At 43.6% G+C, this 23,523-nt stretch carries 25 protein-coding genes and 1 riboswitch; of the genes, 7 read left to right on the plus strand and 18 right to left on the minus strand.

What is annotated here, in order from left to right; translation table 11 throughout:
• Positions 1-49: 49 nt before the first annotated feature.
• The 10 genes from NSU16_RS14815 to NSU16_RS14860 form a co-directional block, all read right to left on the minus strand.
• The gene (locus NSU16_RS14815) at positions 50-1,054 is read right to left on the minus strand and encodes a sensor histidine kinase (RefSeq protein ID WP_339191360.1); all 1,005 of its coding nucleotides are present in this window, start codon (positions 1,052-1,054) and stop codon (positions 50-52) included.
• Positions 1,047-1,742 carry a response regulator transcription factor gene (locus NSU16_RS14820; protein ID WP_339192697.1) on the minus strand — a complete coding sequence of 232 codons (696 nt, stop codon included), beginning with the start codon at positions 1,740-1,742 and terminating at the stop codon, positions 1,047-1,049. The genes NSU16_RS14815 and NSU16_RS14820 overlap by 8 nt, the downstream gene beginning before the upstream one ends.
• Positions 1,743-1,843: 101 nt before the next feature.
• Positions 1,844-3,154 carry an ABC transporter permease YtrF gene (ytrF, locus tag NSU16_RS14825; RefSeq protein ID WP_326203265.1) on the minus strand — a complete coding sequence of 437 codons (1,311 nt, stop codon included), beginning with the start codon at positions 3,152-3,154 and terminating at the stop codon, positions 1,844-1,846.
• Entirely contained in the window at positions 3,144-3,839 is a 696-nt protein-coding gene (gene ytrE / locus NSU16_RS14830) for an ABC transporter ATP-binding protein YtrE (protein WP_168748578.1), read from the minus strand. Before ytrE ends, ytrF begins: the two co-directional genes overlap by 11 nt.
• A 14-nt stretch (positions 3,840-3,853) precedes the next feature.
• Complete coding sequence (locus NSU16_RS14835; protein ID WP_268505330.1) at positions 3,854-4,831, minus strand: ABC transporter permease; 978 nt, start codon at positions 4,829-4,831, stop codon at positions 3,854-3,856.
• 28 nt (positions 4,832-4,859) lie between these two features.
• Positions 4,860-5,846 carry an ABC transporter permease YtrC gene (ytrC, locus tag NSU16_RS14840; RefSeq protein ID WP_268447724.1) on the minus strand — a complete coding sequence of 329 codons (987 nt, stop codon included), beginning with the start codon at positions 5,844-5,846 and terminating at the stop codon, positions 4,860-4,862.
• Positions 5,840-6,718: an ABC transporter ATP-binding protein YtrB gene (ytrB, locus tag NSU16_RS14845; protein WP_326218193.1), complete on the minus strand. Its 879-nt coding sequence runs from the start codon at positions 6,716-6,718 to the stop codon at positions 5,840-5,842. The genes ytrC and ytrB overlap by 7 nt, the downstream gene beginning before the upstream one ends.
• Positions 6,711-7,103: a GntR family transcriptional regulator YtrA gene (gene ytrA, locus NSU16_RS14850; protein ID WP_010331568.1), complete on the minus strand. Its 393-nt coding sequence runs from the start codon at positions 7,101-7,103 to the stop codon at positions 6,711-6,713. Before ytrA ends, ytrB begins: the two co-directional genes overlap by 8 nt.
• Positions 7,104-7,136: 33 nt before the next feature.
• Positions 7,137-7,274 (minus strand): hypothetical protein, encoded by a 138-nt coding sequence (locus tag NSU16_RS14855; RefSeq protein ID WP_010331569.1) that lies wholly within the window; start codon positions 7,272-7,274, stop codon positions 7,137-7,139.
• Positions 7,275-7,426: 152 nt separating this feature from the next.
• On the minus strand, positions 7,427-7,699 hold the full coding sequence (locus NSU16_RS14860; RefSeq protein WP_010331570.1) for a YtzC family protein: 273 nt from the start codon (positions 7,697-7,699) through the stop codon (positions 7,427-7,429).
• 161 nt (positions 7,700-7,860) lie between these two features.
• On the opposite strand from NSU16_RS14860, the gene NSU16_RS14865 reads away from it, so the two are divergent.
• Positions 7,861-8,829, plus strand: coding sequence for a TIGR01212 family radical SAM protein (locus NSU16_RS14865; protein WP_268472156.1), 969 nt, complete (start codon positions 7,861-7,863; stop codon positions 8,827-8,829).
• Positions 8,826-9,410, plus strand: coding sequence for a class I SAM-dependent methyltransferase (locus NSU16_RS14870; protein WP_339191364.1), 585 nt, complete (start codon positions 8,826-8,828; stop codon positions 9,408-9,410). The genes NSU16_RS14865 and NSU16_RS14870 overlap by 4 nt, the downstream gene beginning before the upstream one ends.
• Here the strand turns inward: NSU16_RS14870 and tbcS are convergent.
• On the minus strand, positions 9,400-10,503 hold the full coding sequence (gene tbcS / locus NSU16_RS14875; protein WP_168748583.1) for a tetraprenyl-beta-curcumene synthase: 1,104 nt from the start codon (positions 10,501-10,503) through the stop codon (positions 9,400-9,402). The two genes, NSU16_RS14870 and tbcS, sit on opposite strands and share 11 nt — an antisense overlap.
• Positions 10,504-10,520: 17 nt before the next feature.
• Positions 10,521-11,300: an alpha/beta hydrolase gene (locus NSU16_RS14880; RefSeq protein WP_168748584.1), complete on the minus strand. Its 780-nt coding sequence runs from the start codon at positions 11,298-11,300 to the stop codon at positions 10,521-10,523.
• Positions 11,301-11,350: 50 nt separating this feature from the next.
• On the opposite strand from NSU16_RS14880, the gene NSU16_RS14885 reads away from it, so the two are divergent.
• Positions 11,351-11,866 (plus strand): gamma carbonic anhydrase family protein, encoded by a 516-nt coding sequence (locus NSU16_RS14885; protein ID WP_168748585.1) that lies wholly within the window; start codon positions 11,351-11,353, stop codon positions 11,864-11,866.
• A 256-nt stretch (positions 11,867-12,122) separates the two neighbouring features.
• Here the strand turns inward: NSU16_RS14885 and alaP are convergent, their stop codons facing one another.
• From alaP to metK, 3 genes are all read right to left on the minus strand, one after another.
• Positions 12,123-13,514, minus strand: a complete 1,392-nt coding sequence (gene alaP / locus NSU16_RS14890; protein ID WP_010331576.1) for an alanine permease AlaP — start codon at positions 13,512-13,514, stop codon at positions 12,123-12,125.
• A 135-nt stretch (positions 13,515-13,649) separates the two neighbouring features.
• Positions 13,650-15,548: an asparagine synthase (glutamine-hydrolyzing) gene (gene asnB, locus NSU16_RS14895; protein ID WP_010331577.1), complete on the minus strand. Its 1,899-nt coding sequence runs from the start codon at positions 15,546-15,548 to the stop codon at positions 13,650-13,652.
• 149 nt (positions 15,549-15,697) lie between these two features.
• Entirely contained in the window at positions 15,698-16,900 is a 1,203-nt protein-coding gene (gene metK / locus NSU16_RS14900; RefSeq protein WP_010331578.1) for a methionine adenosyltransferase, read from the minus strand.
• Positions 16,901-17,068: 168 nt separating this feature from the next.
• Positions 17,069-17,208, minus strand: a riboswitch (SAM riboswitch).
• A gap of 197 nt (positions 17,209-17,405) precedes the next feature.
• On the opposite strand from metK, the gene pckA reads away from it, so the two are divergent.
• Positions 17,406-18,989 (plus strand): phosphoenolpyruvate carboxykinase (ATP), encoded by a 1,584-nt coding sequence (gene pckA / locus NSU16_RS14905; protein ID WP_268447726.1) that lies wholly within the window; start codon positions 17,406-17,408, stop codon positions 18,987-18,989.
• Between the two features lie 38 nt (positions 18,990-19,027).
• Here the strand turns inward: pckA and NSU16_RS14910 are convergent, their stop codons facing one another.
• Both NSU16_RS14910 and NSU16_RS14915 read right to left on the minus strand, forming a co-directional pair.
• Positions 19,028-19,270, minus strand: coding sequence for a DUF2584 domain-containing protein (locus NSU16_RS14910; protein WP_010331580.1), 243 nt, complete (start codon positions 19,268-19,270; stop codon positions 19,028-19,030).
• 51 nt (positions 19,271-19,321) lie between these two features.
• Positions 19,322-20,095: a prolyl oligopeptidase family serine peptidase gene (locus NSU16_RS14915; protein ID WP_168748588.1), complete on the minus strand. Its 774-nt coding sequence runs from the start codon at positions 20,093-20,095 to the stop codon at positions 19,322-19,324.
• Between the two features lie 149 nt (positions 20,096-20,244).
• Here NSU16_RS14915 and NSU16_RS14920 point away from each other — a divergent pair, with 149 nt between their 5' ends.
• From NSU16_RS14920 to NSU16_RS14930, 3 genes are read left to right on the plus strand one after another with little or no spacing between them, the layout of a single operon-like run.
• Positions 20,245-21,249, plus strand: a complete 1,005-nt coding sequence (locus tag NSU16_RS14920) for an ABC transporter substrate-binding protein (protein ID WP_339191367.1) — start codon at positions 20,245-20,247, stop codon at positions 21,247-21,249.
• Positions 21,250-21,261: 12 nt separating this feature from the next.
• A complete protein-coding gene (locus tag NSU16_RS14925) occupies positions 21,262-22,044 on the plus strand; it encodes an ABC transporter ATP-binding protein (protein WP_339191369.1) in 783 nt (260 codons plus the stop codon).
• Positions 22,019-22,831 carry an ABC transporter permease gene (locus tag NSU16_RS14930; RefSeq protein WP_168748589.1) on the plus strand — a complete coding sequence of 271 codons (813 nt, stop codon included), beginning with the start codon at positions 22,019-22,021 and terminating at the stop codon, positions 22,829-22,831. The genes NSU16_RS14925 and NSU16_RS14930 overlap by 26 nt, the downstream gene beginning before the upstream one ends.
• 23 nt (positions 22,832-22,854) lie before the next feature.
• Here NSU16_RS14930 and ytkD read toward each other — a convergent pair whose 3' ends face one another.
• Positions 22,855-23,331, minus strand: a complete 477-nt coding sequence (gene ytkD / locus NSU16_RS14935) for an RNA deprotection pyrophosphohydrolase (protein ID WP_168748590.1) — start codon at positions 23,329-23,331, stop codon at positions 22,855-22,857.
• Positions 23,332-23,523: the final 192 nt, after the last annotated feature.

Below are 23,523 nucleotides of genomic sequence, written 5' to 3' on the forward strand. Positions count from 1 at the left end.
CTTTTCCTTCGATTAGGCGAACAAAAAAGAAAAGCATGTGACATTTTCGTCACATGCTAATGACATGTTCGAATTGATTTCGTTTCGGAAAGGTTAAAGTAAAGGTTGTTCCAGCTCCAAGCTCTGAACGCACATCGATATCGATCAACAACGGTTTTGCGGCTCTCTTTGCCAGATACAGCCCCATGCCCGTAGAAGACTGATTATGATGATCGGTTGTAGATGTAAACCCTTTATCAAAAATTCGTGAGACATCTTTCCTGTCAATGCCCCTTCCAAAATCTTTTACCTCAAGAACCTTCCGCTCGTCTTTTTCATAGCTGTTGATCACAATATCAGCTGCTTCACTGTATTTTACGGCGTTGGTCAGCAGCTGCCTGATGATAAAGGACAGCCATTTCGCATCGCTCAAGACTTCCTCTGCCTCCAGCTGAATATCAAACCCGATTCCTTTCTGTATACACCACGATTGCAAGTCTCTGATCTCTTTAATAATCAAGGGCTTAAGCTTGATCATCTCTAAAGACAGATCATTTTCGATAAAGGACATGCGCTTTTGATGAAGCTGCTGATCAAGAAGCAGATGGATGCGCAGCCACTCATACGATAGCTGGGATTTTAATGATGGTTCTTCCATCCGATCGATGATTAAATGCAGTGCTGTTAATGGCGTTTTGACCTCATGTATCCACGCCATCAGTTCATCTTTTTCATTTTCTAATGCCAAGCGATTCCGCAATGCAGATTGCTTCAATTGTTCCGTTTGTCCGGTGATGCTTTTTTCAATCAACTCTTCAAACGGCGTCTCCGGTTCACTTATGGCGGTGACATCAAGATTATTTTCCCATTCTTCAAGGCTTTTATAGAATGCGGTTTCTTTCCGAAAACGGATAATAACAAACACAACAAAGATCAGGACACACAAATAAACAATATAAAGAACATTTTCAAATGGAATAGATGGATCGACAAAGGCAATCAACAAAATCAGAATTTGCTGCAGCAAAAATGCGGCAATCCAGCTTCGTCTTTCAATCAGGAATGCTTTAATCATAGAAATGATCCTCTTCCTTCGCCATGTAGCCTTGGCCGACCTTCGTCTCGATATATGTCCCAAGTTGCAATTCATCCAATTTTTTCCTCAGGCGGTTGACATTGACGGTCAGCGTATTATCGCTGACAAAGCGCTCATCATTCCACAGGCTTCTGATTAACTCCTCACGGCTGACAATCTTGTTTTTTTGTTCAATTAAGTGTTTTAAAATAAACATTTCATTTTTAGTCAGTTCAACAGAGCCTTTGTCATTGCTGACGAGGTTCTGCTCCGCGTCTACAGCAGCCCCGCACCATGTTTTCAGCGTGCCGGGCTCCGTATTATAGTGGTATACACGCCGGAAAATGGCTTGGATTTTCGCAATCAGCACATCAAAATGAAACGGCTTTTGAATAAAGTCATCCGCTCCCAGCTGCATCGACATGACCATATCAGCAGGGTGGTCACGGGAGGATAAAAAGAGAATCGGAACATTTGACCGGGAACGGATCAGCCGGCACCAATGAAACCCATCAAATTTAGGGAGCTGAACATCAATAATGACGCAATCGGGTTTGATTGACGCAAATTTCTGCATCACTTGGCTGAAATCCTGAATGCCGTATACATCATAGGACCATCCCGTTAAACGCTCCTTGATTTCATGAAACAGCGATTTATCATCTTCTATCAGCAAAAGTTTAAACAATGGACTCACCGCACTTTTTCCTTTTTTTATGTCAAGTGTATAGCAAATCTTGTTGATGCGCTATACAGAAAAAGCCGGCTGGTTCAGCCGGCTTTTCTTGATTACAACTCTCTTCTTAATGCTGTCAGCACGTTGGTTTTTGTTGCTTTTCGGGCTGGGTTCATACCCGAGATCACAGCGACACCGCCGCAAATCACAACCGCAATGATGACAAGGCTGAGCGGAATATAAGAAAACGTATAATTCAGATCGCCCGCTTCGCCTCCGCTTGTCGCCGCGAGAATCATCGGAACGGCCAGATTGACAAGGTAACTCACGCCGTAAGAAATGATAATTCCGATCACACAGCCTAAAATTCCGATATACGCACTTTCCATCAAGAACATTCGGCGAATGATAGACGGACTTGCCCCAATCGCTTTCATAATGCCGATCTCCTGCGTTCTTTCTGTAACCGCCATCGTCATCGTGTTAAATATTCCAATGGCTGAAATGATAACCGCGATACATCCGACAAAGATCAGGCCGATTTTGAAGACCATGAAGAAGGTGTTGGCTCCTTCAAGCTCGGTAGTAACTGATGTGACATAGTATCCGTCATCTGTTAGATCATTTGTCAGCTGTTCCACATTCTCAAATTTATCAGCATAAACGCCAACATTTTTTTCAACATTTCCGCCCTTGAAGTCCAAAAATTCCGAAAAGTCCTTCTTGAACTGGTCACTAATGAAGATGTTTGAATCCTCCATCCAATCTTGAGATGGTTTTTTTGTAATACCGACAATTTTAAAGTCATACGTTTTTGTTTTCGTAACATCCCCTGTTTTAGGATCTGTTTTTGATACACTTAATTCAATCGTTTTGTTCAGGATGTCTTTCGTGTAGCCCTTTGGTTCTTCTATATCCTCGGGGTTTCCTTTTGCTTCTTCGATTTTTTTGTTATATTCTTCAGATTCTTTTTTCGTCAATAATCTCTTTGCAAAGTCGTATCCAACTACGATTTCATTTTCCGACTTTGCGACTCTTCCTTTTTCTAATTCCATATTTGCTTTTAATTCATCGTTCATATTGGTAAAAATGAGATTAGAGCTTTCATTTGTGCGATTTCCTAAAGTTGCTTTGTTTGGCTCATACACTTGCGTTCGTTCTACAACTGACCTTACATGATCATACTTCTCTAAATCAGCTTTATTAATAGGCTTATCCCCTTCCTTGCCCATTACACTGACTTTAGTCACAATTTGCTGGCTCATCGTCATATCTGTGATCGTCTTTTGAATCCCAAATCCTACGGACGACAGCACAACCAAAAACGCACACGCCATTGTTGTCGCAAGAATGGTCATAAAGACGCGGAGCCTGTTTTTCTTCATATTTCTTCTGATAAAATGAACCTGATCCTTAAATCTCAACGGTAATACCTCCTTTTAACACACCGTCATGCAACTGGAATTTTGAGTGTCCGATTGAAGCCACTTCATCATCATGAGTAATAATCACAAATGTAATGCCCCGCTCACGGTTCAGCTGCTGAATCAATTCCAGCACTTCCTGTTCCGTTTCTGAATCAAGGCTTCCCGTCGGCTCATCCGCTAAAATAATCGACGGATTTAAAATCAGCGCTCTCGCAATGCTGACACGCTGCTGCTGTCCGCCCGACAGTTCATTAGGATAGTGAGCGGCATGGTTTTCAAGACCGACGCGTTTCAGCATATCCTGTACCTTTTTCTTGCGCTCTGACGGCTTGATCCCTTTTAACGCCAGCGGCATTTCAACATTCTCATACGTCGTTAAGCCCGGGATGAGCTGAAAGCTTTGAAAAATAAACCCAAAGTGTTCAAGGCGGAACTGAGCCCATTCCTTTTCATTAAAGCCCGTAACATCAGTTCCGTTAATCACAATACGCCCTTTTGTCGGTGTGATGTAGCCTGATATCAAATTCAGAAGTGTTGATTTTCCTGATCCGCTTCGTCCGACGATACAGGCGATTTCTCCTTTCGCCACAGTCAACGAGACATCTTTTAAGACAGGCACTTCATTCTCACGGCCCTTTTTTCCAATCGTGAAAGAATGGTTAATATGCTGAACTTCAATCATCTTTTCTCTCTCCCTTATAAATGTTTTGTTTTTTTATAAATCGCAAAATAGCTGATAAGAAAACCAATCACGGCGCCAGCAGCCATGCCAAATATGTAGCCGACGAAGCTTTCCGTTGCGGCAAATCCAAAATACCCGAAGCCCATGATTCCAATGATAATGACAATGACCTGTACCGGGCGGTCTAGCGGTTTCCACAAAAAGAAATATCCGTTCCGTTCATTAGACAGTTTGACAAAACTGATGTAGCCGATGATGTAAAAGATGATCGTCATGATGGCCGGAATCACTAAATAATGTGGAGAATCCTCAACCCAATTCGGCACAGCGTAAGTAACCGGAAATAGATACTGCACCCATTCGGGCACAGGGCCATGTATAAACTCTACTGTTCCGCCAAGAAGGATTTCCAGGTTGATAGCAGGAAGAGTCATGAGCAAAAAAGGCAAAATCGTAACAGTAGCTGAAACCAATAGCTGGGCAAAAATATGGCCTGTCAAAGCTCCCCCCGCCATGACCAGAGAATAAGCCAGCAAACTGATGATGATCATTCCCAGGCTATAGTGATGAAAATAAACGGCTTGCTCGGGTTTCAAAAGCACTAGGAGCAAAACAGATAAAACATATCCAAAGATTTGCGGTGCCACAATCACAATACCGCCAGTCAGAAACTTCGCATTAAATATCTGGCCTCGCGTATAAGGAAGGCTTAATGTAAAATCAAAGAGGCCCTTGCTTCGTTCTATTCCAAGCTGGCTGACAGCCAAAACGACACCCCAAATCCAAAAGAGTGAGATAAATGTGCCATTTAAATAGTTAATCGTAAATACGCAGGTTCCGACCCACTCGTTCTGATTAGCCACGCAGCCTTGATATGAGGTGTACGTATTTAAAACGGTAAAAGGATTGCTAAGCATAAATACCAAGAAAATCATGGTTAACAGAGCTTTATTTTGCTTCCACTCTTTATAAAACAGCCCGGAATCCGGCACATCACTTCCCTCCAAACCTAAGTGTTTTTTAATTTTTAGTTTTCTTATAAATAGAGAAGTAGCTCACAAAAAATCCAACTACAGCTCCAAAGATCATTCCAAAAATGTAACCAATAATGGAATGTCCGGCAGAATATCCAAACAAACCAAATCCGAGAATGCCAAAAATGATAACCAAAATTTGTACCGGACGGTCTAATCTCTTCCAAATGAAAAAGTATCCGTTTCGCTCACTTGGATGCTTTTTAAAGCTGATATAGCCAATCAAGTAAAACAGAATGCTCAAAATAGCTGGAATCAATAAAATAAATCCGTTATCAAAAATCCAGTCATTTCCAACATAAACAAAAGGAAATAGATACATGAATTTGTTTTCCAATTCATAATAACCTTTTATGGAAGAGAAAAACTCATATATATGGAAATTAAAAACGATCTCTAAATTGATTATCGGCAATGCAATCATTAAATACGGCAATATAGCTGCAGAAAACGCCGTTAACAGCTGGGCAAAAGCATTACCCGTTAACGCTCCGGCGGCCATCACCAGTGAGTAAGTCATAAAGCTAATCACGATCACCCCAACGCTGCTGTGCTCAAAATAGTAGACGTGTTCAGGGCTATAAACAAGAATTAGCAGCCATGCAAGTAAAAAGCCAATCAATTGAGACAGTACAATCACAAAACTGCCTAACCAAAATTTCGTCTGGAAAATGTGGCTTCTGTTATATGGGAGGCTTAATATAAAATCCATCGTGCCTTTCGAACGTTCCATGCCCAGGAAGCAGACCGCCAAAATGACACCGGGCACCCAGTTGAGATCTATCAGATTGCTTATGGAATAATTCACAATAAAATCACAATATTGCGGGTCTAGGCGGTCAAAGCATCCTTGATAAGATAAATACGTATTAACGATAGAAAGCGGATTTGCCAGCACCAAAAACACAATACTTAACAAAATCACCACTTGATTCTGCTTCCACTCTCGATAGAGGAGACCTCGGTCTACCATCTCCGCTTCCCTCCAAACTTCGCGATGAATACTTCTTCCAAGTTGACAGGAAGCTCATTCCACACTTTTGGCTTCAGCTCTCTTAAAAAGCTCTTTTTCTCCTCATCGCTTTTTGGGATCAGCACCGTATAGAACACACCGGCCTGATCGAGCATCGGAATGTTTTGCTCTCTGATGGCCAAATTGACATCTGTATCGAAGGCCATTTGAATTTTAATGTATTCTTCTTTTAACTCATCAATATCCATGACGTTGGTCAGTCTGTTATCTTCGAGAAAACCAATTCGGTTGCACATCCGTTCAATATCCTCAAGGCGATGGGAGGTGATCAGGATGCTCGTATCACGCTCAGCCACTTCATCGACCATCAGCTGCAGTACATCATGCCTTGTCACTGCATCTATTCCGTCCGTCGGCTCATCAAGAAGAATCAGCGCCGGTCTCGCCGCAAACGATAGAACGAGTGACAGCTGTTTTTTCAAGCCCGTCGACAGCTCACGGTACTTTTTCGTTTCCGGAATTTCGTATCTGTTCATCAGCTCATTCGCGTAGGTGACATCAAACTTCGGATAAATCCTTCTCAGGATGTCAACAAGCTGCTTGTATGTATACTTGTCATAAAAAGGATTCTGAACAGGCATGTAGATGATATTCTGTTTCACCTTCGGATGCTTTTTGATTTCTACGCCGTCAAACAGAATCGTTCCGCTGTCCGCGAAAATAATTTGCTGGATTAAACGGAGCATCGTCGTTTTACCCGATCCGTTCCGGCCGAGCAGCCCGAAAATTTCCCCTTTTTCAATTGTTAAAGAAACGTCTTTTAATACTTGATTGCCGTCAATCGTCTTTGACAGCTGTCTTAATTCAATCATCACTCTCGCCCCCTTTCACATCAGCGCTGATTTCCTTTATCCATTCTTGCAGTTTCTCCAGCTCAACCCCCGCATAATGTGCATCGATGATGAGCTGTTTGAGTTGCTCTTTAATCATCGTCATCTTCCCTTCAACCAGTGTCGTTTTTGCATTTTCCGATATATAGGTCCCTCTGCCCCGCAGCGTTTCAATAATACCCTCTCGCTCAAGCTCTTTGTACGCTTTGCTGACAGTATTCGGATTCGCAATAATGATCGTCGCCAATTCTCTGACAGAAGGAAGCTTATCACCAGGCTTCATGATCCCTTTCAAACAAAGCTCTTTCATTTGCTGAATAATTTGTTCGTAAATGGGCGTTGAGCTTCTTGGATCGATTTGAATCATTTACTTCCCTACTTTCTATACGATCTGAACCTTTCATAAATAAAACGAATCAATTATACTTTTTTGCCACTCAAAACCGATCATCACAAGGACAAGAAAAAAAGAACAAGCGATCATAGATGCCGCGATCAGCATTGGCACGTTACGTTTGTTTTGTTTTTTATGTTTCATAACTGCCTCCCTTAAATTCAATATATAAATGATTTTCATTAGTGTCTATAGTGTATTACTTCAATTAGTACACTTAACACAATAAATACTTTGCAGTGCAAAGTCAATCCTTTTTTACAAAAAAACGGACCCTTATCAAAAGGGTCCGTTTCTTACACATCAAGAGGGTGCTGCAAGATCATATTATTTTGCAAAGCTTGAAGCTGAAGTCTCATTCTGTACAGCTGTTCTCTCTGCTGATCATTTGATGACAGCCATAGTTTATTCAAGGCATTTACCGCATTTTCAATCTGCATTTGCGCATCACTGTATTCTTGGTCGTTATAATGCTCTTGTTTAGAAGCGATTTTCAGCTGTTCTTCAGCATAATCATACGCCTGCATACATTGTTGGAGATGTTCATCTACTGATTGTCTTGTTGCCACAGTAACCCCTCCTCTTGGTAATGGAAACTTTCCATCATCCATAGTGTAGCCTCATCAGACATGATTCAATAAAGAAATTTATGGTCGATATTCATTTGTTCTCATATGAAATGCGTGCTACAATTTTAGGATGCAATTGTACGCAAGGAGGCACATTAATCGTGATTCAGAACAATCCTTTTCCTTATTCAAATACGGAAAAACGCTATCATACATTAAATTATCATCTCAGAGATCATTTCGGGCATAAGGTATTTAAAGTAGCGCTTGACGGCGGCTTTGACTGCCCGAACCGTGACGGCACTGTCGCTCACGGCGGCTGTACCTTTTGCAGCGCTGCGGGCTCCGGTGATTTTGCAGGAAACCGGGCCGATGATTTAATGACGCAATTCCACGACATTAAAAACCGCATGCATGAAAAATGGAAGGACGGGAAATATATCGCTTATTTCCAGGCTTTCACCAATACACATGCGCCAGTTGACGTGCTTCGAGAGAAATTCGAGTCTGTTCTCGCGCTTGACGATGTGGTCGGCATTTCAATCGCCACACGGCCGGACTGCCTGCCGGATGACGTTGTTGAGTATTTGGCAGAACTCAATGAACGCACGTATCTCTGGGTGGAGCTCGGGCTTCAGACAGTTCACGAACGCACAGCTCTTCTGATTAACCGGGCACATGACTTTGACTGCTACGTTGAAGGTGTGAACAAGCTAAGAAAACACGGCATACGCATCTGCTCGCATATTATCAATGGACTTCCTCTGGAAGACCGGGACATGATGATGGAAACGGCAAAAGCAGTGGCAAATTTGGACGTACAGGGTATTAAAATCCATTTGCTGCACCTGCTGAAGGGCACGCCGATGGTGAAACAATACGAAAAGGGAAAGCTGGAATTCCTCTCTCAAGACGATTATGTGCAGCTCGTCTGTGACCAGCTTGAGGTCATCCCGCCAGAAATGATCGTACACCGTATCACTGGTGACGGGCCGATTGAATTGATGATTGGGCCAATGTGGAGTGTGAACAAATGGGAAGTGCTCGGCGCTATCAATAAAGAACTTGAAAACCGCGGCAGCTACCAAGGTAAGTTCTTTCAGCGTCTTCAGGAGGAATCAGCCTTATGATTCTGAAAAAGATTCTTCCTTACAGTAAAGAGCTGCTGAAAATGGCCGCAGGGGACGGAGACATTGTTGTTGACGCCACAATGGGGAACGGGCACGACACCCTGTTTTTAGCTGAACTTGTCGGTGAAAACGGCCATGTATACGCATTTGATATACAAGAATCAGCAGTGGCCAATACGAAGGAGCGGCTCGGTGACACCTATCAAAACCGGACAAATTTATTTCATAAAAGCCATGACAAAATTGCTGAATCACTTCCGCAGGAAACACACGGGAAAGTAGCGGCCGCTGTGTTTAACCTTGGCTATCTGCCAGGCGGGGACAAATCGATTACGACAAACGGCAATTCAACGATTCAAGCAATTGAACAGCTTCTCAGCATCATGAAAGATGAAGGCCTGATTGTTTTGGTCGTCTATCACGGCCATCCGGAAGGCAAAACTGAAAAAAACGACGTGCTCGACTTTTGCCGGGACTTGGATCAGCAAGCAGCCCGTGTCTTAACATACGGATTTATCAATCAGCAAAATGACCCGCCGTTTATTATTGCGATCGAAAAAAAAGCTCAAATCAGCAAATGATTTGAGCTTTTTTCTTTGAGTTTTTCATCCAGGCTATCTTTTGAAACTTTCTGTAGGCTCTGCCGTTGATATAAAAGAAAAAGGAGGTTTTTCCGCTTGCTTTGATCAGCTTCTTCGCGAGCCGGCCCATTTCCTTTTGGCCCGCCACTTTATCATCAGACAAATAGACACCCAGCAAGCCGCGGTTGATTAAGCGGTGAAAGTTTTCGTGCGGAATGCCGTGCAGATGTTCATCGGCTTTCTGAATAAAGTGCTGCAGCCGATTCATCATTTCTTCATGCGACTGATAATACGAGCAGAAATTCAAGTCCCCTTCAAGCAAGTCCTCCTCCTGGTCAATCAAATAATCAAGCAGAATATGAAGACCTTGTATGTAAGGAAAATAACTGTTGCGGATTTTTTTTGCGGTGCTTTCAGTAAAATCAGGCTGAAACGAATATGCGACAAGACAGAAAATGCCTAGCGTGGAGCCTGCACAAGCTGAGAATTCATACCATTCCATCTCAGGAAGCTCTGATTCATATTGGGTAAACCACTTTTCAAGGCGCGGGACGCGCTCATGCTCTACAACGTGCTTATGCACCTGCAAATCGCAATAATAGCCGCAAAGCTCCAGCAAATAAGGTTTAATCATGTCGTAGTGTTCAATAGAACCGAGGACACGCTGGCACGTTTTCACCAATTCCTGCAAATATCCGCTGTCATCCTGCTCGTCCCTGAATTGATAATAATTTTGCGGTTCAGCTCCCACTGTCAACGCGTCCTGCATAGAGGTGTGAAGCATTCGAAAATCTTCCGGGTCAAGTGAGGTGCTGCGGTCGCACAAATTGTCCAGGTAGTCGCTGATTGTTTGATATGCGATGATGAACTCAACACATTTCTGCTTATGACTCCCTGACAATAAGGCCAATATGCCGCCGCCTTCACAGTGAAACGTTTTATCTCGAATACTTGCGGTTGCCTGTGCTTTTAATTCACTGTTTTTAATTGCTTCTGATTTTTGCTTCCATATGTTCAGCTCTTGATGAACGAGCGGAAAAATTTCACGATATACTTTGGCCATCAGTCCAAAAGGATGTTCCGGTACTGTCAACACATGCACCCCCCAGTTCAAATATATTGATCAGTAAATGCTCTTGCGGCTTTAAAAACGTCTTCTCTTTCCGGTTCATTAAATATTTCATGATAAAGCCCTTCCCATTCTCTATATGACTTATTGTGGGAAGCAACCCCTGAAAACCACTTGATGACCTTCGTTTTGTCGACCAGCTTGTCATCTCCGGCCTGCATGACTAGAAGTGGCACCCTTAGAAAAGCCTCTGTCGGCACCATGGCAGACTCGATAGTTTTTAACAACTCTCTGTACCATCTGACAGAAACCTTCGTGACAAAAAGGGGATCGTTCTGGCCTGCTTCGATGACATCTTCATTCCGTGTCGCCATATCAATCGATAATCCTGAATCAACTTTAAGCGACGGAGCAATGACATTCAGCCCCTTCGATGCAAGATCAAGCACTTTATTGACTTTAATTTGCAGCCCGAGACACGGTGATGATAAAATAATTCCCGTAATGCGGGGGTTTCTCTGCTGTTTAAACCATTCAATCGCGATCAGGCCGCCCATGCTGTGGCCGAGAAGAAAAACAGGCAGTTCAAAGGTTCGCGCTTTATCGATCCAAGTATCTACTTCATCAATGTATTCTTGAAATGAGTGAATATGACCCCTGGCCCGGGTGGTTGTCCCTTGTCCCGGCAGATCACCCATTACAACGTGATAACCCGAAGATCTCCACATTTCACTCAGCCATTTATACCGTCCATGATGTTCACTTGCCCCGTGGATTATAACAATCACTGCCACAGGTCTGTCTGCTTTCCAGGTCCACATGCGGTTCACCTCATACAAAAATTAAATAGAGAAAGAAGGATGAAAGATATATGATTTACCCTTATAAGGAATACACGCCAAAAATCCACCCAACGGCTTTTGTAGCCGATAATGCAACAATTACCGGTGATGTGGTCATCGGAGAACAATCCAGCATTTGGTTCTCAGTGGTCATAAGAGGAGATGTAGCCCCGACCAGAATCGGTAACAGAGTCAATATCCAAGATTTAAGCTGCCTCCATCAAAGCCCGAACCGGACGCTTCTCATTGAAGATGACGCCACGATAGGCCATCAAGTTACACTCCATAGCGCCGTGATCCGCAAGAACGCCTTAATCGGCATGGGTTCAATCATCTTAGACGGAGCCGAAATCGGTGAAGGCGCCTTTATCGGTGCCGGCAGTCTTGTTCCGCCGGGAAAAATCATTCCTCCAGGCCATCTTGCCTTCGGCCGCCCGGCAAAAGTCATCCGCCCTTTGACGGATGAAGACCGAAAAGACATGCAAAGAATACGGTCTGAATATGTAACAAAAGGTCAATATTATAAATCACTTCAGCAAATGTAAGACCAGCTTCGTTTTACTTTACCATTTTTCAAAATATTATTTAAGCGATAACCATCGCTGACCCGAACCAAATAGCAGTTCGGGTTTTTAATTTTCCATAAAACGTTCACAAATCAAAACAAACGTGTGACTTTTATCTTATCATAAAAAATGAGACGCCACTGTAAGCAGTCTCTGCAAAAAACTTATTCCTATTCTCTGCTCTCTATGAGTAGCTTTACTTAAACAAAAAAGAGCCCGCCGGGAGCTCTCTTTGTCAGCTGATCTGTTGTTCAGTTGACACAGCTGCGTTTTTCTTATGAAAGCCTTTGCCATAATAAACGGCTATCAAAATCAGAAACCAAATCGGACCGACAATAACGGCGACTCTTGTTTCCGGACTATAAGCCATCAGGATAATGACAAATGCTAAAAAGGCCAATGATAAATATGACGTGAATGGGTAAAAAGGCATTTTATATTTTAATTGCTTTTGATCCTTTGGCTGCATGCCCTTACGATATTTGATCTGAGAAAGCAAGATGATCGCCCATGTCCAAATCGCCCCGAACGTGGCAATGCTTGTGACCCAAGTAAATACCTTCGCAGGCACAATATAGTTTAACAGCACACCGACTAATAACGCACCCGCAGAAGCCAGTACGGCCTTACCCGGAATGCCGCCTTTGGTCAGCTTACCGTATGCTTTTGGCGCCTCGCTCTGCTCCGCTAAGTTAAAGAGCATGCGTCCGGTGCTGAATATGCCGCTGTTGCAAGAAGACAGCGCTGCCGTCAGAACGACAAAGTTAATGATGCCTGCCGCATATGGAATCCCCACTTTTTCAAACGTGAGTACAAAAGGGCTTCCTTGTGAGCCGATTTCCTGCCACGGATAAATGGACATGATCACAAATAAAGCACCGACGTAAAAAATCAGGATACGCCAAAATACCGTATCAATCGCTTTCGCTAATGACTTTTGCGGGTTTTTGACTTCGCCGGCCGTCACCCCTATCATCTCAATGCCTAAATACGCGAACATCACCATTTGAAGTGACAATAAAACCCCTTTTATTCCATGAGGAAAAAATCCGCCGTTGCTCCATAAATTACTGATGCCTGTAGCAATGCCTCCATTGCCGACGCCTGCAATGATCATTAATAAACCGACAGCAATCATAGAAAGGATCGCGACAATTTTAATCAAAGCGAACCAAAACTCCAGCTCTCCATACGCTTTCACGGCCAGGAAATTGACACCAGTCATAATCACCAGCGCCGACAATGCCCAAATCCAATTTGGCACATCCGGAAACCAGTATCCCATATAAATTCCGACAGCGGTGATTTCCGCCATACAGGTTACAACCCATAAGAACCAGTAATTCCACCCGGTTAAGTAGCCTGCGAGCGGACCTAAGTAGTCACGTGCGTACCTGCTGAAGGAGCCCGCGACCGGCTTTTGAATGGCCATTTCCCCAAGCGCCCTCATAATAAAAAACATAACCAGACCGCTGCAGGCATATGCCACCAAAATTCCTGGCCCTGCTAATTGAATAGCTGATGCGGAGCCAAGGAAGAGTCCCACTCCTATGGCAGCCCCTAAAGACATTAAAGAAATATGCCTTTCTTCAAGACCGCGATGCAATTCTTGTTTTTGTTTTTGCATGTTCCCTTCTCCCCTAGAAAAAATATCATTAAATCATTCTTCTGAATATTTTGCACGAATGTGCAGGGTAATCAATGATGATGGAGAAATACTGGTATAATAACAAGGCTTTCGACGAATCGAAAGCCTTATCTGTTAAACAAAGATGACTTCTTTAGGCTGATGGCTCAGCTCTTCAGGCATATACCGTTTTTCGATATTGATGCTGTGCCAGATCATAAAGATGAGCACTGTCCAAATTTTACGGCTGTTATCAGCCTTGTCGGCACAATGGTCTTCAAGAAGCTGAAGAACGTAATCCTTATGGATATAAGCGTCCGTTTGGCTTTCTTGAATAATGCTGCGCACCCATTCGTTCATTTCGTTTTTCAGCCAATGACGAATCGGTACAGGGAAACCGAGCTTTTTGCGGTTCAATACGTGATCCGGCACAATTCCTTCAGCAGCTTTGCGAAGGAGATACTTCGTCGTACCATTCTTTGTTTTCAATTCATCAGGAATTTTAGAAGCAACGTCAAATACGACTTTATCAAGGAACGGCACACGCAATTCCAAAGAATTCGCCATTGTCATTTTATCCGCTTTTAGCAAGATGTCGCCTCGCATCCAAGTGTGGATATCGACATACTGCATTTTGTTAATATCGCTGTATGAGCTGCTTTCTGTAAAGTAAGGCTTCGTCACATCGCGATACGAAAGGCTAGAATCATAGTGCTTCAGCAGCTGTTCCTTCACGGATTCTTCAAAGATCTTCGCGTTGCCGATATAACGCTCCGGAAGCGGTGTACAGCCGCGCTCAAGCAGGCTCTTTCCTCTCATTCCCTCAGGCATAACCGCCGCTACGTGCAGAAGCATCTTTTTCAAGCCGGACGGAATGCGTTCAAACGGTTTAAGAGAAAGCGGTTCACGGTAGATGTTGTATCCGCCAAACAGCTCGTCCGCACCTTCGCCAGATAACGCAACCGTTACGTGTTTTTTCGCTTCTTTCGCCACGAAATACAATGGAATCGCAGCCGGGTCTGCAAGCGGATCATCAAAGTGCCATACGATTTTAGGAAGCTCGTTCATATATTCTTCCGGAGAAATGACTTTGCTGATATTTTCAATGCCCAGTGCAGCGGCAGTTTCTTTCGCTACATCAACTTCACTGAAGCCCTGCTGTTCAAATCCGACTGAAAATGTTTTTAAGCTTGGATGAAATTCTTTCGCAACGGATACAATAAACGAAGAATCGATTCCGCCTGAAAGGAATGAACCGACGGGCACATCACTTCTCATATGAACTTTTACAGAGTCATAGATAGCGTCTCTGACTTCTTTGACAAGTTTATCTTCTTCCGTCTGAACAGGCTGGAAACGCGCCTTGAAATACGTTTTGAATGTGATATCGCCGTCAGGGCGGATTGTAAACTGAGAACCCGGCTCTACTTTTTTCACATCAATATCAAGCGTGCTTGGCTCAGGAACGAATTGGAAAGACATATACTGCTGTAATGCTTCTTTATCTATTTCAATATCATTTTGTGCTGCCATTAAACTTTTTCTCTCTGAGGCAAAATAAACCTGATCATTGATCGTTGTGTAATACAACGGCTTAATGCCGAATGGATCTCTTGCTCCATAAAGCACATGATCGTTTTTATTCCAAATCAGAAAGGCAAACATGCCGCGCAGCTTGGAAGCCGCTTCTTCTTTATAGTGACGGTAAGTCGCAAGAAGAACCTCTGTGTCCGAATCTGTGTTGAAAGTATAGCCCTTTGCTTCAAGCTCTTCTCTCAGTTCGATATAGTTATAGATTTCCCCGTTAAAAATAATCCAATATTTCTCATCTTCATATGATAAAGGCTGTCCGCCATTTTCCACATCAATAATGCTGAGCCGTCTGAATCCGAATCCAACGTGCTCATCATGGTAATATCCATCACTGTCAGGACCGCGGTGAACGATCATTTGGTTCATTTGTTTGATTAGTTCTTCTTGATCAGCGGTTTGAGTTAACGGATGCTTGTTAAAAACCCCGACAAATCCACACATAGTATTGCCTCCATATTTAAAATTGTCATCATTGAACCCCTATTTATAGACGCTGTGAACAGTATTTGGTTTCACAGTTATGTAAAAAAATAAACATGGATACATCGATAAAAAAGGGAAAGCCGCTTAACCAGTAAGCGGCTATAAAATTATTCTCCTAACGCTTCTTTACGCAGCTGTTCCGCTTTGTCTGTACGCTCCCACGGAAGGTCAACATCGTGGCGTCCAAAGTGGCCGTACGCAGCAGTCTGTTTGTAGATCGGACGGCGTAAATCAAGCATTTTGATAATGCCGGCAGGTCGTAAATCAAAGTTATTGCGAACAACTTCAATCAGTTTTTCCTCTGAAGCTTTTCCGGAACCAAATGTATTGATTGAGATGGACACAGGCTGTGCAACACCGATCGCGTAAGCAAGCTGCACTTCACATGAATCTGCAAGCTCAGCCGCAACGATGTTTTTCGCAACGTATCTTGCAGCATAAGCAGCTGAACGGTCTACTTTCGTCGCATCTTTACCAGAAAACGCGCCGCCGCCGTGACGTGCGTAGCCGCCGTACGTATCAACGATGATTTTACGTCCTGTAAGCCCTGCATCCCCTTGAGGTCCTCCGATGACGAAACGGCCTGTAGGGTTAATGAAGTATTTTGTTTCTTCATCAATTAATTCTTCAGGAACAACCGGATTGATGACATGTTCTTTAATATTGCGCTGAATTTGCTCAAGCGTAATTTCAGGATGGTGCTGAGTTGAAATAACAATCGCGTCAATGCGGACAGGTTTGTTATTTTCATCATACTCAACCGTTACCTGTGTTTTGCCGTCAGGGCGAAGGTAAGGAAGAACATCTTCTTTACGCACTTCACTCAAGCGGCGGGCTAGTTTATGAGCAAGTGAAATCGGAAGAGGCATAAGCTCTTTCGTTTCGTTGCACGCATAACCGAACATTAAACCTTGGTCACCCGCTCCGATTGCTTCGATTTCTTCGTCGCTCATTGTGCCTTCACGGGCTTCAAGTGCTTGGTCTACACCCATTGCAATATCAGCAGACTGCTCGTCAATTGATGTCAGGACCGCACATGTTTCCGCATCAAATCCGTATTTTGCACGTGTGTATCCGATTTCTTTAATCGTTTCACGAACTGTTTTTGGAATGTCAACATACGTAGAAGTTGTGATTTCTCCGCTGACAAGAACCAGCCCAGTTGTCACAGACGTTTCACAAGCAACACGCGCGTTAGGGTCTTTCTTTAAAATTTCATCTAAGATGCTGTCAGAAATCTGGTCACAGATTTTATCCGGATGCCCCTCCGTAACAGATTCTGATGTAAATAAACGACGATTTTTACTCATGATTTGCTTCCTCCTGCACAAGGCCTCCCGAAAGACCTTATATATATGATACGGAACTCGCTCCCTCTTATACAATGTTACGTTTATATTAGAGATGTTAATTGGCATATTTATGAAATAAAAAAACCTTTTCCGTTCGAGGAAAGGGTTTGGTCTTTGTGCCTTTCACTCTTATCGCTCAAGGAATCATTCAACCTTGCATCAGGTTAGCACCTTGGTTGTCTCACGCAGTTTGAACATAATGAATAATAGAGAAACCGGTTGCTGGGCTTCATAGGGCCTGTCCCTCCGCCAGCTCGGGATAAGAGTATCCGCTCAATGAAATATCTTATCGTAAAAGGGTTTGCAATGTCAATATGAATCAGGAGAAATAGACGCCTTTATTGCGGAAAACAATGGAAGTGCACACACAAAAAACGATAAATAGTATAGACTATTTGAAAATATATGTTATACTAATTCACAATTAGCAACACACAAATAAAATGATAAAGGAAGGTTTCTTATGAACTCAGTTGATTTAACCGCTGATTTGCAAGCCTTATTAACAAGTCCTAATGTGCAGCATAATTTATCTGCAGCTCAGCTTACAGAAAAAGTACTTTCCCGTAACGAAGGCATTTTGACATCCACGGGTGCTGTCCGGGCGACCACAGGCGCTTACACTGGACGTTCGCCGAAAGATAAATTCATTGTAGAAGAAGCAAGCACAAAGAGTAAGATCGATTGGGGTCCGGTGAATCAGCCTATTTCCGAGGAAGCATTTGACCGGCTGTACACGAAAGTTGTCAGCTATCTGAAACAACGAGATGAGCTGTTTGTTTTTGAAGGATTTGCCGGTGCTGATGAAAAATACAGACTGCCGATCACGGTCGTTAATGAATTTGCATGGCACAATTTATTTGCCAGACAGCTGTTTATCCGTCCAGAAGACAATGATAAAAAAACAGTCGAACAGCCGTTTACCATTCTTTCCGCTCCGCATTTCAAAGCGGACCCAAAAACAGACGGCACACATTCAGAAACCTTTATTATTGTTTCTTTCGAAAAGCGGACGATTTTAATCGGCGGAACGGAGTATGCCGGAGAAATGAAAAAATCGATTTTCTCCATCATGAATTTCCTGCTGCCTGAGCGAGATATTTTATCCATGCATTGCTCCGCTAATGTCGGTGAAAAAGGCGATGTCGCGCTTTTCTTCGGCCTGTCGGGAACAGGAAAGACCACCCTTTCGGCGGATGCTGACCGGAAACTGATCGGTGATGATGAACACGGCTGGTCGGACACTGGTGTCTTCAATATCGAAGGCGGGTGCTATGCCAAGTGCATTCATTTAAGCGAAGAAAAAGAACCGCAGATTTTTAAAGCAATTCGGTTTGGATCCGTTCTCGAAAATGTTGTTGTAGATGAAGATACGCGTGAAGCCAATTACGATGATTCCTTCTATACAGAAAACACACGTGCTGCTTACCCGATTCATATGATCGACAACATTGTGTCTCCAAGCATTGCGGGCCACCCGTCAGCGATTGTATTTTTGACGGCTGATGCATTCGGCGTTCTGCCGCCAATCAGCAAGCTGACGAAGGAGCAGGCTATGTACCACTTCTTAAGCGGTTATACGAGTAAACTAGCCGGAACCGAACGCGGCGTCACGTCTCCTGAGACGACATTCTCCACATGCTTCGGTTCACCGTTCCTTCCGCTCCCGGCTCATGTATATGCGGAAATGCTCGGCAAAAAGATCGACGAACACGGCGCAGACGTTTACCTTGTCAACACAGGCTGGACCGGCGGCGGCTATGGCACAGGGGAACGCATGAAGCTTTCATACACACGGGCGATGGTAAAAGCAGCGATTGAAGGCAAATTAGAAAATGTACAAATGACCACTGACGATATTTTCGGCCTGCACATCCCGGTTCATGTTCCAGGTGTTCCCGATCACATCCTTCAGCCGGAAAACACGTGGAATAACAAAGAGGAATACAGAGAAAAGGCTGCGTATCTGGCAAACGAATTCAAAGAAAACTTCAAAAAGTTCACAAATACAGATGCCATTGCGCAAGCAGGCGGGCCACTCGTTTAAAAAGCAAAAGCCAAGAGCAATTCAGCTCTTGGCTTGTTTTAATTGACTGTATGCAAGGAAGTCAGCTTGTACGTAATGATTGTCCGCCCGTCTGTCCATTCAAGCTTCTGCACTTCAGCTGTGCCTGACTTTTCACCAGACTTTGTTTTGCTCACATCCATCGGAATCTCCATCGGATAAATGCGATACCCGTCTTTCTCTAATCTGAATATATTTTCATCTATGCGAACTTCTTTTCCTTTTGTCACAATTAATGTATTAAATTCCACAGGCATTCCCAAATTGAAATCCCCTTTCGTTCTCTTTTTTCTATATCATAACATATTTCACCGTCAGCGGTTTTTCATCCATTGCGTGAGCTGCCGCACAATACGCCGGTTTTCCTTCGGCGGAAAATAATGTGTGAATGTACTGTAATACCACGTCTCTACAGGCTTGTGCAGCTGTTTTAATTTCTCCTCAAATAAATAGGAATGCTGAATGGAAACATTTTGATCTTTTTCTCCGTGAATTAATAAAACGGGGGCTTCAATTTTGTTCACTTGATCAAAAGGCGTTCGCCATTTGTATTCGTCAGGCACCTTTTTCGGCGTTCCCCCAATTACTCTTTTCATCATTCTGCGCAAATCCTGCCGCTCCTCATATGTAAGATTCATATCACTGACGCCTCCCCACGAAACGAATGAAGCCGCATGCCGTCCCATTTCAATCGCAGTAAGCATTCCCATTATGCCGCCTCGGGAGAAACCGAAGATATGAATTCTGCCCTTTTTTACTTGAGGATGCTGCTGAAGCAGGCGAAAAGCAGAAAAAGCATCCTCTCTGTCTTCTCCTGCAAAATCCTCGTTGCCTTCTCCTCCCTGGTTCCCCCTGTAAAAGGGGGCAAATACAACAAATCCTTGGGACGCAAACTGGATAATTCGGCCCGGTCTGACCATTCCAACGCTCTTAATGCCGCCGCGCAGATATAAAAATCCGTCATATCGCCCAGGTGCCGCCGGCTCCGCCAGCAGCCCTTTCACTTTTAAGCCATTTGAAAGGTAGCAGATGGAATACAAGCGCACATGCTTGCTCGGCGACGGAAATCTTCTTTTCTCAACAATCAATGCTCCCGCCTCCTTTTTCTTTATTCTTTCCTGTCTTTAAAAATAAATCCTGTAACGCCGGATTAGGCATTCACACATTTTTATACCCATCATACGATATGTAAAGCAAAAAAGGATATTAACTTGATGCTAAATAAGGAGGTTGTCATGTGAACAAATGGTTAAGGCTGGGCTGTTTCTGCGTTTGCAGTGTGTTTCTCATCATTGCCCTGAGTGCTTGCAAGCAGGAAGAAACACTCACGAAAGTAAAAGTAGCCGAAGTGACCCATTCCATTTTTTATGCACCTTTATATGTTGCAGAATCTAAAGGCTTTTTCAAGGATGAAGGCCTTGATGTTGACGTCAATACGACCTGGGGCGGCGATAAAACGATGACTTCGCTTCTTTCAAACGGCTCGGACATTGCGCTTGTCGGATCAGAAACATCCATTTATGTCAAAGCGCAAGGAGCTAAAGACCCTGTCATTAACTTCGCACAGCTGACACAGACAGACGGAACGTTCCTTGTCGCAAGGGAAGATGCCGAAAATTTCAACTGGGACCAGCTGAAAGGGAAGACGTTTCTCGGCCAGAGGAAAGGCGGTATGCCGCAAATGGTCGGCGAGTATGTGCTGAATCAACATCACATTGACCCGCAAAAGGATATTGACCTTATCCAAAACATAGACTTCGCCAATATATCCAATGCCTTTGCTTCTGGAACCGGTGATTATGTCCAGCTTTTTGAGCCAACTGCTTCACTCTTTGAGAAAGAAGGCATTGGTCACATCGTTGCTTCGTTCGGAGAAGAATCAGGCCAGGTTCCTTATACGACATTTATGGCAAAACAAAGCTATTTAAAGAAAAACGAAGATACAGCCGTCAAATTTACGAGAGCTATTTATAAAGCCCAGCAGTGGATAGGTAAACACTCAGCAAAGGACATTACAGAAGCGATTAAAAATGAATTTGACGATACAGATCCAGATGTCATCGAAATGTCCATCGAACGCTACAAAAAACAACATTCTTATTCTCCAGACCCACTTCTCAACGAAAAAGAATGGGAACTGCTCCAAACAATTATGGATCAGTCAGGTGAACTGCCAAAGCATATTCCATACAGTGAACTTGTGAACAAACAAATCGCCGAAAAAGTCACCTCAGAAAAATAGGAGGCGCCATCTATGTCTTTTTTACATGTCGACCATGTAACCCATACTTATTTTTCTTTGAAAGAAAAAACGACGGCCGTACAAGACATTCATTTCGATGCCGATAAAGGCGATTTCATCTCCTTTCTCGGTCCGAGCGGCTGCGGAAAAACAACACTGCTTTCCATAATTGCAGGCCTGATCGAACCTTCGGAAGGCAGAGTTCTGATTGAAGGCCGTGAGCCGAATCAAAAAGAACATAACATTGGCTACATGCTTCAGCAGGATTACTTATTTCCCTGGAAATCCATTGAGGAAAATGTGCTCCTCGGTTTGAAAATCGCCGACACACTTACTGAAGAAAACAAGGCCGCAGCACTTGGTCTTTTGCCGGATCTGGGTCTCGTTGATGTTGAAAAGAAATATCCTAAGGAGCTGTCAGGCGGGATGAGGCAGCGGGCCGCGCTTGCAAGAACTCTTGCCCCAAACCCAAGTCTGCTTTTGCTTGATGAGCCATTTTCCGCGCTTGATTTTCAGACGAAGCTGTCTTTGGAAAACCTCGTTTTCCGCACATTAAAGGAGTATCAAAAAACAGCGGTGCTTGTCACTCATGATATAGGGGAAGCGATTGCGATGAGTGATACCATCTTTTTATTTTCTAATCAGCCGGGCACCATTCATCAAATTTTTACAATCCCTAGAGAATTGGCTGCGATGATGCCTTTTGACGCCCGTCAGGAGCCATCCTTCCAGACGCTGTTTCAAACAATATGGAAGGAGCTGAATTCTCTTGAGAAACAGCAAAGAAACAATTGATCTGCTTCATGAGCAATTTCAATTCAAACAGAAAAAAGAGAAATGGAATGTGCATTCTTTTCAGCTTGCGATATTTATCCTCTTTTTCTCCGGATGGGAGATCGCAAGCAGACAGGGCTGGATTGATCCTCTGATCTTCAGCTCGCCGTCAGCCGTGTGGCGTTTACTGATTGAAAAGCTTGCTGACGGCTCATTGCTGTCGCATATCGGCGTTACTTTATTTGAGACGGTGCTTGGCTTTTTGCTGGGGACTTTCCTGGGCACGTGTCTTGCCGCGTTGTTATGGTGGTCCAATCGGCTTGCCAGGATATTAGATCCATATCTGGTCATTTTAAATGCTATGCCGAAAGTGGCGCTCGGGCCTATCCTGATTGTCGCGCTCGGTCCCGGCTTTGTCAGCATTATCGCGATGGGGGCGGTCATTAGCGTCATTATTACAACCATCGTCGTTTATACCGCCTTTCAAGAGGTGGATGAGAACTATATTAAAGTAATGAAAACATTCGGCGCAAACAAGTGGGTTATTTTTAAAGAAGCGATTCTTCCCGCATCTTCGCCCGCTATTATTTCAACATTGAAGGTAAACGTCGGTTTATCGTGGGTCGGTGTCATCGTAGGCGAATTTCTTGTTTCAAAGGTCGGATTAGGATACATGATTATTTACGGATTCCAAGTCTTCAATTTTACACTCGTCTTCTTAAGCTTGTTGATTATTGCTATATTTGCCACTCTGATGTATCAGGGCGTAGAACTGTTAGAGAAGAAATGGACGAAGGGCAGAACATAAAAACCCGGCAGATAGCCGGGTTTTTAGTTGATCCATCCCGCTTCTTTCAGCTTTTTCAAACTGATGGGAAGCACAGAATCCTTCATAATAAAGCTGAATTTTTTATTACGGGGCAGGTTTTCTGGAAGTTCTTGAAACAGAACCGGTCCTTTCGTTTCAAAGTAATCGGCTTGCTTTTCAAGCTTCTCTATATCTGCAAAATATATATTTTTCACAATAACCTTTTCTTTTCCGAGAACTTTATACTGTCCGAGATACTTGAGGCTTTTCACTCTCGCCCCTGTTTCTTCCTTTACTTCTCGAAGCGCCGCCTCTTCCGCGCACTCCATCGGTTCCACTTTCCCGCCCGGAAACTCAAAGCCTCTGTCCTCATGTTCTGTCAAAAGCCATTTGTCACCAAAACGGCAGATGACCCAGACATGCTTCGGGCTGTCCGAAAAGGGCTGATTGTCAAAGGAGAGCTGAACAGTATTCTGATAATAATCTTTAAACTCGTACATGTTTATCCCTCAAATCCGTTCCTAGCTATCTTCCATACATCATACCACAGTTACGTTTCTTCGGTAGCTTTTTATCAAAAAATAAGGGAAACCCAGCGCGCCATCCGGATTTGAAACGTTAGACCAGCTCGTACAGCTTTCGGCCCCATCTCTTGTTAAAATGTGTAAATGACTGGCGCTCTGGGCTTTATT

It is taken from the genome of Bacillus sp. FSL K6-1003, assembly GCF_037964945.1.
GTDB lineage: Bacteria > Bacillota > Bacilli > Bacillales > Bacillaceae > Bacillus > Bacillus mojavensis.

What these genes read in the sequence shown, in the direction of transcription:
- NSU16_RS14815 (WP_339191360.1), bottom strand. Translation starts at nt 1,054, where the DNA reads ATGATTAAAGCATTCCTGATTGAAAGACGAAGCTGGATTGCCGCATTT.
- ytrE (WP_168748578.1), bottom strand. Translation starts at nt 3,839, where the DNA reads ATGATTGAAGTTCAGCATATTAACCATTCTTTCACGATTGGAAAAAAG.
- ytrC (WP_268447724.1), bottom strand. Translation starts at nt 5,846, where the DNA reads ATGGTAGACCGAGGTCTCCTCTATCGAGAGTGGAAGCAGAATCAAGTG.
- ytrB (WP_326218193.1), bottom strand. Translation starts at nt 6,718, where the DNA reads ATGATTGAATTAAGACAGCTGTCAAAGACGATTGACGGCAATCAAGTA.
- ytrA (WP_010331568.1), bottom strand. Translation starts at nt 7,103, where the DNA reads ATGATTCAAATCGATCCAAGAAGCTCAACGCCCATTTACGAACAAATT.
- NSU16_RS14855 (WP_010331569.1), bottom strand. Translation starts at nt 7,274, where the DNA reads ATGAAACATAAAAAACAAAACAAACGTAACGTGCCAATGCTGATCGCG.
- NSU16_RS14870 (WP_339191364.1), top strand. Translation starts at nt 8,826, where the DNA reads ATGATTCTGAAAAAGATTCTTCCTTACAGTAAAGAGCTGCTGAAAATG.
- NSU16_RS14880 (WP_168748584.1), bottom strand. Translation starts at nt 11,300, where the DNA reads ATGTGGACCTGGAAAGCAGACAGACCTGTGGCAGTGATTGTTATAATC.
- NSU16_RS14885 (WP_168748585.1), top strand. Translation starts at nt 11,351, where the DNA reads ATGATTTACCCTTATAAGGAATACACGCCAAAAATCCACCCAACGGCT.
- alaP (WP_010331576.1), bottom strand. Translation starts at nt 13,514, where the DNA reads ATGCAAAAACAAAAACAAGAATTGCATCGCGGTCTTGAAGAAAGGCAT.
- asnB (WP_010331577.1), bottom strand. Translation starts at nt 15,548, where the DNA reads ATGTGTGGATTTGTCGGGGTTTTTAACAAGCATCCGTTAACTCAAACC.
- metK (WP_010331578.1), bottom strand. Translation starts at nt 16,900, where the DNA reads ATGAGTAAAAATCGTCGTTTATTTACATCAGAATCTGTTACGGAGGGG.
- pckA (WP_268447726.1), top strand. Translation starts at nt 17,406, where the DNA reads ATGAACTCAGTTGATTTAACCGCTGATTTGCAAGCCTTATTAACAAGT.
- NSU16_RS14925 (WP_339191369.1), top strand. Translation starts at nt 21,262, where the DNA reads ATGTCTTTTTTACATGTCGACCATGTAACCCATACTTATTTTTCTTTG.
- ytkD (WP_168748590.1), bottom strand. Translation starts at nt 23,331, where the DNA reads ATGTACGAGTTTAAAGATTATTATCAGAATACTGTTCAGCTCTCCTTT.